General features: G+C 43.7%; 15 protein-coding genes. 9 read left to right on the top strand and 6 right to left on the bottom strand.

The features are described from left to right. The first annotated feature begins 158 nt into the window (after window positions 1–158). Complete coding sequence (locus tag D2V05_RS18240) at window positions 159–557, top strand: acyl-CoA thioesterase (RefSeq protein ID WP_119648940.1); 399 nt, start codon at window positions 159–161, stop codon at window positions 555–557. On the opposite strand, the gene D2V05_RS18235 is transcribed toward D2V05_RS18240, so the two are convergent. Genes D2V05_RS18235 through ribD form a run of 4 tightly spaced genes read right to left on the bottom strand, consistent with a single transcriptional unit; the run spans window position 554 to window position 3,676 of the window. Then, on the bottom strand, window positions 554–1,165 hold the full coding sequence (locus tag D2V05_RS18235) for an IMPACT family protein (RefSeq protein WP_119648938.1): 612 nt from the start codon (window positions 1,163–1,165) through the stop codon (window positions 554–556). The genes D2V05_RS18240 and D2V05_RS18235 overlap by 4 nt on opposite strands. Continuing rightward, on the bottom strand, window positions 1,165–2,028 hold the full coding sequence (locus D2V05_RS18230; protein ID WP_119648936.1) for an EamA family transporter: 864 nt from the start codon (window positions 2,026–2,028) through the stop codon (window positions 1,165–1,167). Before D2V05_RS18230 ends, D2V05_RS18235 begins: the two co-directional genes overlap by 1 nt. Then, the gene (locus D2V05_RS18225; RefSeq protein WP_119648934.1) at window positions 2,029–2,631 is read right to left on the bottom strand and encodes an HAD family hydrolase; all 603 of its coding nucleotides are present in this window, start codon (window positions 2,629–2,631) and stop codon (window positions 2,029–2,031) included. Continuing rightward, window positions 2,624–3,676: a bifunctional diaminohydroxyphosphoribosylaminopyrimidine deaminase/5-amino-6-(5-phosphoribosylamino)uracil reductase RibD gene (gene ribD, locus D2V05_RS18220; protein ID WP_119648932.1), complete on the bottom strand. Its 1,053-nt coding sequence runs from the start codon at window positions 3,674–3,676 to the stop codon at window positions 2,624–2,626. The genes D2V05_RS18225 and ribD overlap by 8 nt, the downstream gene beginning before the upstream one ends. 29 nt (window positions 3,677–3,705) lie before the next feature. Here ribD and D2V05_RS18215 point away from each other — a divergent pair, with 29 nt between their 5' ends. Genes D2V05_RS18215 through D2V05_RS18200 form a run of 5 tightly spaced genes read left to right on the top strand, consistent with a single transcriptional unit; the run spans window position 3,706 to window position 8,005 of the window. Further along, on the top strand, window positions 3,706–4,191 hold the full coding sequence (locus D2V05_RS18215; protein WP_119648930.1) for a GNAT family N-acetyltransferase: 486 nt from the start codon (window positions 3,706–3,708) through the stop codon (window positions 4,189–4,191). After that, window positions 4,191–5,126: a peptide chain release factor N(5)-glutamine methyltransferase gene (gene prmC / locus D2V05_RS19850; RefSeq protein ID WP_235855497.1), complete on the top strand. Its 936-nt coding sequence runs from the start codon at window positions 4,191–4,193 to the stop codon at window positions 5,124–5,126. The genes D2V05_RS18215 and prmC overlap by 1 nt, the downstream gene beginning before the upstream one ends. Then, on the top strand, window positions 5,127–5,708 hold the full coding sequence (locus D2V05_RS19845; RefSeq protein ID WP_235855496.1) for an LOG family protein: 582 nt from the start codon (window positions 5,127–5,129) through the stop codon (window positions 5,706–5,708). A gap of 3 nt (window positions 5,709–5,711) precedes the next feature. Next, window positions 5,712–7,715, top strand: a complete 2,004-nt coding sequence (gene ligA, locus D2V05_RS18205; RefSeq protein ID WP_119648929.1) for an NAD-dependent DNA ligase LigA — start codon at window positions 5,712–5,714, stop codon at window positions 7,713–7,715. Beyond that, on the top strand, window positions 7,712–8,005 hold the full coding sequence (locus D2V05_RS18200) for a hypothetical protein (RefSeq protein WP_119648928.1): 294 nt from the start codon (window positions 7,712–7,714) through the stop codon (window positions 8,003–8,005). Before ligA ends, D2V05_RS18200 begins: the two co-directional genes overlap by 4 nt. Window positions 8,006–8,008: 3 nt before the next feature. Here the strand turns inward: D2V05_RS18200 and D2V05_RS18195 are convergent, their stop codons facing one another. Both D2V05_RS18195 and D2V05_RS18190 read right to left on the bottom strand, forming a co-directional pair. Continuing rightward, complete coding sequence (locus D2V05_RS18195) at window positions 8,009–8,920, bottom strand: metallophosphatase (protein ID WP_119648927.1); 912 nt, start codon at window positions 8,918–8,920, stop codon at window positions 8,009–8,011. Next, on the bottom strand, window positions 8,917–9,636 hold the full coding sequence (locus D2V05_RS18190; RefSeq protein WP_235855495.1) for a 5'-nucleotidase C-terminal domain-containing protein: 720 nt from the start codon (window positions 9,634–9,636) through the stop codon (window positions 8,917–8,919). The genes D2V05_RS18195 and D2V05_RS18190 overlap by 4 nt, the downstream gene beginning before the upstream one ends. Before the next feature lie 112 nt (window positions 9,637–9,748). Between D2V05_RS18190 and D2V05_RS18185 the strand changes: the two genes are divergently transcribed. The 3 genes from D2V05_RS18185 (at window position 9,749) to D2V05_RS18175 (ending at window position 12,108) form a co-directional block, all read left to right on the top strand. Then, the gene (locus D2V05_RS18185; RefSeq protein ID WP_119649395.1) at window positions 9,749–10,282 is read left to right on the top strand and encodes a DUF6913 domain-containing protein; all 534 of its coding nucleotides are present in this window, start codon (window positions 9,749–9,751) and stop codon (window positions 10,280–10,282) included. Continuing rightward, entirely contained in the window at window positions 10,282–11,172 is an 891-nt protein-coding gene (gene dapA / locus D2V05_RS18180) for a 4-hydroxy-tetrahydrodipicolinate synthase (RefSeq protein WP_119649393.1), read from the top strand. The genes D2V05_RS18185 and dapA overlap by 1 nt, the downstream gene beginning before the upstream one ends. A gap of 108 nt (window positions 11,173–11,280) precedes the next feature. Continuing rightward, complete coding sequence (locus D2V05_RS18175) at window positions 11,281–12,108, top strand: outer membrane protein assembly factor BamD (protein WP_119648925.1); 828 nt, start codon at window positions 11,281–11,283, stop codon at window positions 12,106–12,108. The last annotated feature ends 8 nt before the right edge of the window (window positions 12,109–12,116 follow it).

Here is a 12,116-nt window from a genome sequence, read left to right as displayed (position 1 = left end):
TAAACATCTAAGGGGTAGCAAGATGCTTATTGGATGCGACAAATATGTGAACAATTCTTTTAAAAAAAAAATCAATTTGTCATTGAATGTCTTGTTTTTTTTTCGCATGTTACCCCCGCAAAAAGCAAGCCTCTAAATATATAATTTTTCATTTAAAAATGGGCCTAAATTCATATTCTTTTCGGGTCAGATACGCAGAAACTGACCAAATGGGAGTGGTTTATCACGGCAATTATGCCCAATATCTGGAAATGGGTAGGGTGGAGTGGTTACGAGCCTTGGGAGTCACCTATAAAAGTATGGAGGACGGTGGGATTATGCTACCAGTAATTTCCTTACATATTGATTATAAAAAATCTGCCCTGTATGACGATCTACTTACAGTGGAGACCCAACTGAAATCCAAGCCCTTGGTGAAGATCGAGTTTGATTATAAAGTGTTCAACGAGGAGGGTTATCTTTTGGCCACGGCCTATACCGTTTTGGCCTTTATGGATAAAAAAACAGGTAGACCTATCAAATGCCCGGACTATATTTTGGAGCGATTGGAAGATTAACCCAATGTCTCAATTTCAATATCGTGCATTTCATCGAAAAGTTGCTGGGTGGTTTCGACTTCACTCATCCTGACAGAAATGATCAATTCGCAGTCCATATCCATTTTTTGGGAGACGATGTTCAAGTTTTTTTGTTTGATGGCACGCATCACCTTGTCCATTTCTGGATACCCAAACCGAAGCCTGAATTGGGCTTCTACGGTCTTTTCCACAATTTCTGCACTGTCCAATGCCATTTGGGCGGCCGTACGGTAGGCTTGTATCAACCCGCCGACACCTAATTTGGTGCCGCCGAAAATTCGGGTAACGGTAATCAATACATTGGTTACATCATAAGATTGGATCTGCCCATAAATGGGCATGCCTGCTGAATTGTTGGGTTCCCCATCATCATTTGCACGATAAGAAGGGTTTTGAACCCCGAGTTGCCAAGCGTAGCACACATGGTTGGCGGTATGGTATCTTTTCCGAAGCTCTTCCACAATAGGTTTCACTTCTTCCTCCGAGCGTATGGGATGTACTGAGGCATAGAACTTACTCTTTTTGTCCTTGTACAGGATTTCCGGTGAAGTCTGTTCAACAGTTTTGTATACATCGGGGTTTTCCATCAGAACAAAGCTACCAATACAATACTGATAATGGCCAATACCACCCCGCCCCAATTTTTGATGCTCAACCGCTCCTTGAACAGCAAAATGCCCAAAAGGGTAGAAAGCATAACGATGGCCACATTGTTCAACGTGAATACCGCGGCACTGCTCCAAGTATTGTTGCGCAAGGCCCTTATGAGAAAATATATCGAAAAATAATTCGGAATCCCTAAGGCAATACCACCCATCACATTTTTAAAATTGATTTTTAGGGTTTGTTTTTTGGACCCTACACCTATATATATAAGACCCGATAGAGCCGCACAACCGAACACCATGGAGGAGAAAATAGGTATTTCTTGGTCGGTCAGGTGTTTTTCCTCAAAATATTTGATACTGGCATCGATGGCCCCAGAGCCCAAAAACACCAATAAGGGCAAAATCAAATCTTTTCGGTTGATGGTGATGCCCTTTTCCTTTAATGAGGCAAAATAAACTGCCGCCAACGCCAACAGTATACCTATCGCTTGAAGGAAGGTCAGATGCTCTCCATAAAAAATGAGCCCTATGATGACGGGAATGACCAACGACATTTTAGTGGCCACGGATGCTACGGACACCCCGGAAGTTTGTGCTGTTTTTGCCATCAGGTTAAAAATGGTGATAAAAAGGATACCCATGGCAAAGGGTCCCCAAACCCAGGAGGTGCTCATGATTTCACCCATGGCAACGGGTCCTTGATAAAGAAAAAATCCTGTCAAACAGGCCGTGATATAGTTAATGATGATGGCGACCAACGTCTGTACCTTATATACATCATACAATTTGAAAACCACAAAAATCCAAGTGGAACTCAGGATACTCAGGGCCAGATCTAACATTTATAAGCGTGATTTAAGTTGGGTGATATCTTCTTGGCCTACATGCAGGTTCCACACATGGATGCCCAAACGGGCTGCTGCATCCGTGTTTTCACTAACATCGTCCACAAAGAAGGTTTCTTCGGCCATCAAATGGTTTTGGTCCAATACAAATTGAAAAATCTCTTCATCCGGTTTTCGCATGCCCATTTCGTACGACAGGTAAAAAACATCAAAGGAGTTTTTGAAACGGTTGTAGCGTTCCATGCCAATTTGTTGCCGTACACTTTCCATATGTAAGTCATTGGTATTGCTCAACAGGAAAAGTTTATACTGATTTCCCGAGGAAAGACGCTCCAAGAACTGTAAACGTTCTTCGGGAAAATCCAAAAGGATGGCATTCCAGGCTTGAATCAAATATTCTCGGTTGGCATCTGGAAAATGGAAAGAAACCTCATCCAAAAACTCGGAAGATGCCAACAAGCCCTTTTCATAATCCTTGAACAATTGGTCCAATGGAGGAGTGATACCAGAAAACCCATAGGGCAACATGGCTCGGGCCGTGGCAGGTTTATCAAGGTTGATGAGCACATCGCCAAAATCAAGGATAATGTTCTTAATCATGGGTGTAGATGGATAATAGGTCTGACAATATGTTTTGGGTGCTTTTCAAGGTTCCTTTGAATTTTGGAGCAGGAATACCGCTTGCAAAACGAGGGGGACCAACAAATACCCTTGCTTCATCCCAAAGTCCCTCATCCAAAAAAGATTGAAGGGTCTTGGCACCACCTTCTACAATGATACTGGTAATGGAATGTTTGTGTAAGCTGTTACAGATTTGGGAAGCGATGGGTCTGGAATAATCCATTGTTTCGTAATCGATTCCATCTATATATTTTGATGTATCCTTTTCCTGGGTCAATACCATAGTCTTTATGAATTTGTCCAAAACATGAAAATCGGTGCCGATTCTTAAGTCTTTATCTATGATTACTCTGATAGGATTTTTTCCTGCCCAATCCCTAGTGTTCAGTTCGGGATTATCTTCCAAAACCGTATTCGTTCCAACCAAAATCGCTTGTTCCTCACTGCGCCATTGATGCACCAGCTGCCTGGAATATGCATTGGTGATCCAATAAGGTTCCGGGTTGGAATTTCTTTGTGTTTTGTCAGGGGCCATAAAGCCATCTTGGGTTTCGGCCCATTTTAATATGATGTAGGGTCTTTTCTTTTCCTGATACGTCAAAAATCGTTTGTGGTGTTCCCTACATTCGGCTTCAAGAATGCCAACGGTGACCTTACAGCCGGCATCTTCCAGTTTTTTGATGCCCATTCCGGCTACCTTATCATTGGGATCTTGAATACCTATATATACATTTGGAATTTGATGGCTTGCAATCAAATCGGCACAAGGGGGCGTTTTTCCGTAATGGGAACAAGGCTCCAAGGTTACGTAGAGCGTGGCATCTCTCAACAAGCTTTTGTCCTTCACGGAGTTGATGGCATTCACCTCGGCATGTGGTCCGCCGTATGGACTGGTAAATCCTTCGGCGATGATTTCTTCATCATGTACAATGACACACCCCACCATGGGATTCGGAGCTGTGGTCCCAAGTCCCTTTTTGGCCAGTTCTATACAACGAAGGATATATTTTTGGTGTATATTCACCCAGCAAAAATAGCATATTAAACGGCATTATGGGAAATGCAACGATTCGGGAAATTAGGTCCGAAGACAATGAACAAGTGGCCAAAGTAATACGCAAGGTTTTTGAGGATATGGGGGTGCCCAAAGTGGGTACCGCTTATGCGGATAAGGCTTTGGACGACATGTATACGACTTACGATGTGCCACGGGCAGCGTATTTTGTTGTGGAGCATGAAGGCAGGATTATTGGATGTGCGGGAGTGGGCCAACTTCAAAATTATGACGGCAATGTATGTGAACTCCAAAAGATGTATTTTTTGGAAGAAGCCAGAGGCAAGGGGATAGGGGCAAAGATGATCTCCATTTGTTTGGAGAAAGCCAAGGAATTTGGTTTTGAACAGTGTTATTTAGAAACCATGCCCTATATGGAAGCGGCCCAAAAACTCTACAAGAAGAACGGTTTCGATTATATCGATGCCCCTTTGGGAAACACAGGGCATTATTCCTGCCCTGTGTGGATGCTTAAAGAGCTGTGATGCTGCTACGGGATATCAAAAACATATTCCACAATGATTTGGGAAAGATCTATCCAAAGGAAGAAATCGATTCCTTCTTTTATAGCTGTATTGAGCATTACCTGAAAATGGAACGGTTCATTCTGGCCATTAAACCCAACATCGTTTTGACCAAGGAGGAGGAGCAACCGCTGTTCGAGGCCCTGGCCCAATTAAAAAAGGAGAGACCTCTTCAATATATTTTAGGTGTTGCCCATTTTATGGATTTGGAACTCAAGGTGAACGAAAATGTGTTGATTCCAAGACCTGAAACTGAGGAACTGGTGCAATGGGTTTTGGAGGATGCGAATAATAAGAGGTCAGAAATCAGAGAACTGATATCAGATGTCAGAGATAGGAAATCAGATGACGAAAAAGGGGAGAACTCGAACCTTCGCCCTTCACCCTTAACCATCTTGGATATCGGAACCGGAAGCGGCTGTATTGCCATTGCCTTGGCCAAACAACTTCCAAATGCGAAAGTGTATGCTTTGGATGTATCCGAAGAAGCCTTAAAAGTGGCCCAAGAAAATGCAAAAACCAATCAGGTTGACATTGAATTCCTTCATCAAAGTATTTTGGATCCCGGACTTGATCTTGAACAACAATTTGACATCATCGTTTCCAACCCGCCCTATGTCAGGGATTTGGAAAAATCGAAAATGAATAAAAACGTAAAGGAATACGAACCAAATCTGGCCCTTTTCGTCCCAGATGATGATGCGTTGGTCTTCTATAGGGCCATCGTCCAATTTTCCAAAAGACATTTGTTAAAGAAGGGAAGTCTGTATTTCGAAATCAACCAATATTTGGGTGAAGAGACCAAGAGTGTTTTGAAAGCCCATAATTTTTCGGAAATTGAACTGCGCAAGGACATTTTCGGCAACGATAGGATGTTAAAAGGTAAACGTATTTGAATGAAGAGTATCTCGGTTTTTTGTGGTAGTAGCGAGGGTAATGACAGTCATATTGTTTCCATGGCCTATGAATTGGGCAAAAACTTGGCGCAACAAAACTTGACCTTGGTATATGGCGGAGCCAAAGTTGGACTCATGGGTCAGGTGGCCAATGGGGCATTGGATTTTGACGGTAAGGTTATTGGGGTAATTCCCGATTTTCTGAAATCCAAGGAGATTTTTCACGAAGGGATCACGGAGTTGATCATAGTGGACAATATGCATGAGCGAAAAATGAAAATGCACGAACTTTCGGATGGTATCATTGCCTTGCCAGGTGGATTTGGCACTTTGGAAGAATTGTTCGAAGTGGTTACCTGGAGTCAACTTGGACTGCACCAACAGCCTATGGGAATTTTGAACGTGAATGGTTTTTTTGATGAATTGCTGGCCTTTTTGGACACTATGGTGTCAAAAGGACTGCTCAGGCCAGAAAACCGCAACATGCTCTTGGTGGATGACTCCTATACCGGACTTTTGGATCAAATGAGGTCCTATCAACCCATACATACACCAAAATGGATAAAAAAAGAACAGACATAATACATGGCCAGTATCAAAGAAAAGATAGCATCCCTACGGGATGAACTTCAGGAACACAATTACAAATACTATGTTCTGGATCAACCATCCATAACCGATTACGAGTTTGATATGAAGCTCAAAGAGCTTCAAAAATTGGAAGAGGAACATCCTGAATTTTATGATCCCACTTCGCCAACGTTGCGGGTCGGGGGTATGGTCACCAAGAATTTTGAGACCGTGGCCCACGAGCATCGGATGTACTCCTTGGAAAATTCCTATTCCAAAGAAGATCTGGAAGATTGGGAAAAGCGCATTCAACGGATATTGGGTGATGTGCCCGTGGAGTTTACCTGTGAGTTGAAATACGATGGAGCTTCTATCAGTCTTACCTATGAGGACGGAAAATTGGTTCGTGCCGTTACCCGTGGCGATGGTTTTCAAGGGGATGATGTGACCACGAACATCAAGACCATACGATCGGTTCCTTTACAATTGAAGGGTGACTATCCACCCAAATTCGACATTAGGGGCGAGATTATTTTAACCCTCGAGGGATTCGCCAAAATGAACCAAGAGCGTATCGAGGCAGGGGAAGACCCTTACATGAACCCAAGGAACACGGCATCAGGTAGTTTAAAGCTTCAGGATAGTGCATTGGTGGCGCAACGACCTCTGGAATGTCTTTTATATAGTATTGTGGGGAACAATCTGGGCATTTCATCCCAGTTTGAAATGTTGGAAAAAGCCAGGACATGGGGTTTTAAAGTGCCAACGGTAGCCAAACTCTGCAAATCCACCGAAGAGGTGATGCAGTTTGCGGATTATTGGGATTCGCATAGGCATAGCATGCCCTTTGAGACCGATGGTGTGGTGGTAAAGGTCAACAGCATACAGCAACAAGAAGAGCTTGGCTATACCGCTAAATCTCCAAGATGGGCGATGGCGTATAAATTTAAGGCGGAACAGGCTACTACCATTTTGGATAAGATTACCTACCAAGTGGGCCGTACGGGAGCCATAACACCCGTTGCCAATCTGGAACCGGTTCTACTGGCAGGGACTACGGTGAAACGGGCTTCCTTACACAATGCGGACCAAATCGCAAAACTGGATGTCCGTGAAGGGGATACGGTTTTTGTGGAAAAAGGAGGGGAAATCATCCCAAAAATCGTTGGGGTCGATTTCACCAAACGACCTGCGGATTCCAAACCTACGGAATACATCACGCATTGTCCCGAATGTGGCACCGAATTGATTCGAAAAGAGGGGGAAGCCCAGCATTTCTGTCCAAACGATACAAGTTGTCCAACGCAGATTACGGGTCGCATCCAGCATTTTATTTCACGGAAGGCCATGGATATTGAAGGTATGGGAAGCGAAACGGTAGAATTACTTTTTAAGGAGGGACTCATCGCCAATTATGCAGACCTATATACCTTGACCAAGGAGCAAGTGGTTCCTTTGGAACGAATGGCGGAGAAATCAGCGGAGAATTTGGTCAATGGGGTGGAGGCATCCAAAGCCATCCCATTTGAACGGGTATTGTTTGCATTGGGAATTCGATATGTAGGGGAAACGGTTGCCAAAAAATTGGCCAAGGCCTATAAAAATATCGATGCGTTGATGGCGGCATCCAAAGAGGAATTGGTTGCTGTGGACGAAATCGGGGATCGAATTGCCGAGAGTGTGATCGCATTTTTCTCAGAACCCACCAATTTGGAGATCGTCAACAGATTAAAATCCTACGGATTACAGTTTTCGTTGTCCGAAGAACAGTTGGAAAACCAAACGGACAAGCTGAAGGGGCAAACCTTTGTGGTGTCTGGGGTTTTTGAGACCTTGAGTAGGGACGAGCTTAAGAAACTGATCGAGGATAACGGAGGAAAAGTGGCTTCGTCCATTTCGTCCAAGACAAGTTTTGTGGTAGCTGGTGATAATATGGGCCCGAGTAAAAAGACCAAAGCGGAGAGTTTGGGTGTGCCCATTATTTCAGAACAGGAATTTTTGCAAAAACTGGAGGCATGATACCAAAAAACTATGAAGAGTTTCAAGAATCCCTTAACGGACAATTACCACCTGAGAATTGGTCCTTGCCGCTACAGGCGTTATGGTACGATGCCAAAGGGGATTGGGAATCCTCCCATGATATTGCACAGGATATTCATTCTCCCATGGGGAGTTGGATCCACGCTTATTTGCATAGAAAAGAAGGGGATAGGTGGAATGCCAGTTACTGGTATGGGCAAGCCTCGAAATCATTCCCATCCTATGATTTGGCTGAGGAACTTCAGGTTTTGGTTGAGGCCAATCTGTAATTCTTACACCGTGATGCTTACACCTTGGGCGGATGTCTTTTTATCCGCATCAAAATAAAAGTCTATACGGCCCAAGTTAATCCCGTAGCAACCTACCTGGTTTACGAGTACGGAATCCCCGTTCTTGTTGGTACGCACATCCGGCTTGTCCAAAAAGGTATGGGTGTGGCCCCCAATGATCAAGTTGGTGTGGTAGGTACGTTGTGCCAATTGGGTGTCCATAGGTCTTTCAGGATTTTCATAATCATAACCCAAATGGGAAAGACAGATGACCAGGTCACATTGTTCATCTTCCTTTAATTTTCGTTCCATGTCCAAAGCAATCTCATACGGATTGAGATACTGGGTCTCTTTGTACAATTTCTTGGTCACCAATCCGTCCAGTTCAATACCAAGTCCATATACACCAATCTTCACACCATCGACCATATAGGTCTTGTACGGCTTTACATAGCCGTCCATTACCGTGTTGGAAAAATCGTAATTGGCAGAGATCATTTCAAAAGTGGCATAGGGCATTTGCGCCAAAAGGCCATCTATTCCATTGTCAAAATCATGATTGCCAATGGTAGAGGCGTCATATTTCAACTTGCTCATCAATTTGAATTCCAATTCACCTCCATAAAAATTGAAGTAGGGGGTGCCCTGAAAAATATCTCCAGCATCAAAAAGGAGCGTGTTCGGGTTTTCATTTCGGATTTGCTGTACCAATGTTGCCCTTCGGGCCACGCCTCCCATATCTGGATAACTGGAATGGTTTTTTGGAAATGGGTCAATATGGCTGTGCACATCGTTGGTATGCAAAATGGTTATATGTTTTTTGCCCAGATTGGAGCAGGAATTCAAACTGAATCCTCCCATGCCTATTAAGGCAGAAGCGGCTGCTGAGTTGGTGATAAAGTCCCTTCTTTTCATTTATCCAATTGTATAAAGCGGTCGTCGACCACAGCTTGTACGGTGTCCACTTTCTTAAAATAATCGATGATGGCATTGCGAAGCAGGTAATCCGTATCGGTCACGGAAACTATATCATCAAAAAAACCGATACTGGCTCCGCCCTGCACCAAATAATCGGAAGTGGCCACGTAATAATTTCGATTTTCATCAAAAGGCTTGCCCTGAATGTTCACGGATTCTAGGGACTGATCTTTGTCCGTTATGATCTGGATGCCCGAAATGGGATGCCTACGAGAGGCCTTGGCCAGAAAATTGATCAATTTTCTTACGGCGGAACCATTGAGTTCCACCACTTCAATATAGTTCTCGAACGGCATGACCTCATAAGCGTTGCGTGCGGTAACATTCCCTGCGGAAATAATGGAACGAACCCCCCCATAATTCAATACTACAAAATCCAGGTCCTTTCCTGTCCTTGATTTAAAAATGGGCGCCGTTTCGGAGAAAACAATATCGGCCATTAAATTCCCCATGGAAGTATTGCGTTTTCCATCATCCAACAACAAGGATTTTGGGGCATAGGCCAATGTGCTATCCAACACTTGGTTTATCCGGTTGCGATAGGGTTCAACAAAGCTGGAAATAGAATCGGTTTCCTCGATCGAGGCATTTATCGGCAGTTGCTCCCCATGAATTTCACTGAGTTTGCCCGTATCATTTTTGCAGGCCGCCAAAAAACAAAAAGTTACAATTGTAACAAATTGTTTGAATTTTAAATCATTCACGTACGTATCTTTGTTAAGTCGTCTTGGTAGATTAATTACCTTTGTAAAAATGCACAAAAATATGTTTATAAAGGGACTCCAAGACAAATTTAAGGTTAAATCGGGGCTTAAATATTTAAAGGAGGAAATGGAAAAGCCTTCTTTGCCCTTGGCCCGTGAAAAAGGGATTACAAGCATGGGCTGTATTGTCGACGTGGATCATTTCGCCAATGCGGAGGCCTTTTATGAATTGATAGAGGAGTTTTCTTTACGTCCGAATGCCATAAAAATCATTGGCTACAAACGGGAGTACGACAAAAACTCCCCGTATGCCATCCAAATGTTCTCCGACAGGGACCTAGGATGGAAGGGCCAGATTGAAAATGGATATGCTCTGGAATTTTTGGGCAGGGAGTACGATATGCTTATCAATTATTATGATGAGGACAATCTGATGATGAAGCTACTGTCCGTGAAGACGCCGGCAAGGCTAAAAGTAGGACTGGGTTCCCAGGATTCCAAGGTAAACGATTTGATCCTGAACACACCCTTGAAGGATTTTAAACTCTTCAAGAGTGAATTGAAAAAATATTTGAAGGTATTAAACGAAATATGATGGAACAATTGTTAGGTACGGGAGTTGCTTTGGTCACCCCTTTCAAGGACGACCTTTCTGTAGATGTGGTTGCACTGGAACGCATTGTGGAGCATTGTGTTCAAGGTGGTGTGGATTATTTGGTGGTGCTGGGCACTACGGCAGAATCTGCAACTTTGTCCAAGACCGAAAAACAATTGGTGGTAGAGGTAGTGATACGTGCCAATGCAGGCCGGTTACCGCTCGTGTTGGGTATTGGTGGTAACAACACCATGGCCCTTGTGGATGAATTGAAGACCACGGACCTAAGCGAGTTCGAAGCGGTACTTTCTGTATCTCCCTATTACAACAAGCCGACCCAGGAGGGTATCTTCCGTCACTTCAAGGCTCTGGCAGAAGCATCGCCAAAACCCATTATTTTATATAATGTGCCCTCAAGGACAGGAAGCAACATGTTGGCCGAAACGACCTTAAGACTGGCCAAAGAGGTTCCCAATATTGTGGCCATCAAAGAGGCTTGTGGGGATATGGTTCAAATCGATAAGATCATCAAGAACAAACCGGAGCATTTTATGGTCATCTCTGGTGATGACATCACTGCATTGCCGACCGTTTTGGCTGGTGGGGCAGGGGTCATCTCTGTTTTGGGGCAAGGACTGCCTTCCCAAATCTCCAAGATGATCCATTTAGGGCTTGAAGGAGATTCCGAAGAAGCCTACAAGATACATCATGGCCTGTCACCGATCATGAACCTTATTTTTGAGGAAGGGAACCCTGCGGGAATCAAAAGTGTTTTTGAAAATTTGGGCTTGGCCGGCCCCAGAGTTCGCTTGCCTTTGGTAGAAGCGAGCACTCCGTTGAAGAACAAAATCGGTTCATTCTTGAAGTCTTTGGATACTGCACATGTTTAAAATTCGTTAAAAGTTGCCCAAAACCTTGTGGAAACCACATTTTGCCCGTTACATTTGGGGGCGGTAAATTCTTTTTTTAAATCCGTTCATTATCACTAATTTTGCAAAATGTTTTTGAAAATGAGGTCAATACTCCTTCTTTGCTTCGCAGCCATTCTCCTTGCATCCTGTAGCGAGTACCAAAAGGTGCTCAAGAACACCGATGTTGGACCCAAGTACGATATGGCCGAGAAGTTGTACAATGAAGGCGATTATAAAAGAGCAGTTCGTTTGTTCGAACAGATTGCGCCAAAATATGTGGGCAAGCCCCAAGGTGAGCGGGTGATGTTCTTCTTTGCCGATTCTTATTTCAAGACAGAGGACTACTACCTATCTGGCTATCAGTTTGAACGTTTTGTGAAATCCTACCCAAGGAGCGACAAGATCCAAGAAGCTACTTTTTTTGGCGCGAAGAGCTATTACATGCTTTCCCCTCGTTATTCTTTGGACCAAACGGATACGGATAAGGCCTTGGCCAAACTCCAGACCTTCATCAATAATTACCCGGAATCAGAGTATTTTGACGAAGCCAATACCATGGCCAAGGAATTGACCACGAAGAAGGAGAAAAAACAGTTGGAGATTGCCAAACAGTACAATAAAATTGGAGCTTGGGATTTACCTAGATTGGTTTCGGCCATTAAGGCCTTCGACAATTTCGTGTCAGATAATCCCGGTTCCATCTATAGGGAAGAGGCCTTGTATTACCGCATTGAGGCGGCGGCCAACTTGGCCTTTTACAGTACCTTCGATAAAAAGCAGGAACGTTTGCAAGATGCCATGGGTTCCTACAACAATTTGATGAAATATTTTCCCGAGTCAAAGTTTAAGGATGATGCCGATAAACTTGCCGAGAAAATTCAAGATGAATTGAGCGCATACACCATTTCCAAATAAAAGTTTTT

This window comes from Flagellimonas pelagia (genome assembly GCF_003584135.1).
GTDB classification, from domain to species: domain Bacteria; phylum Bacteroidota; class Bacteroidia; order Flavobacteriales; family Flavobacteriaceae; genus Flagellimonas; species Flagellimonas pelagia.
This window is presented reverse-complemented; position numbering and strand designations above follow the sequence as displayed.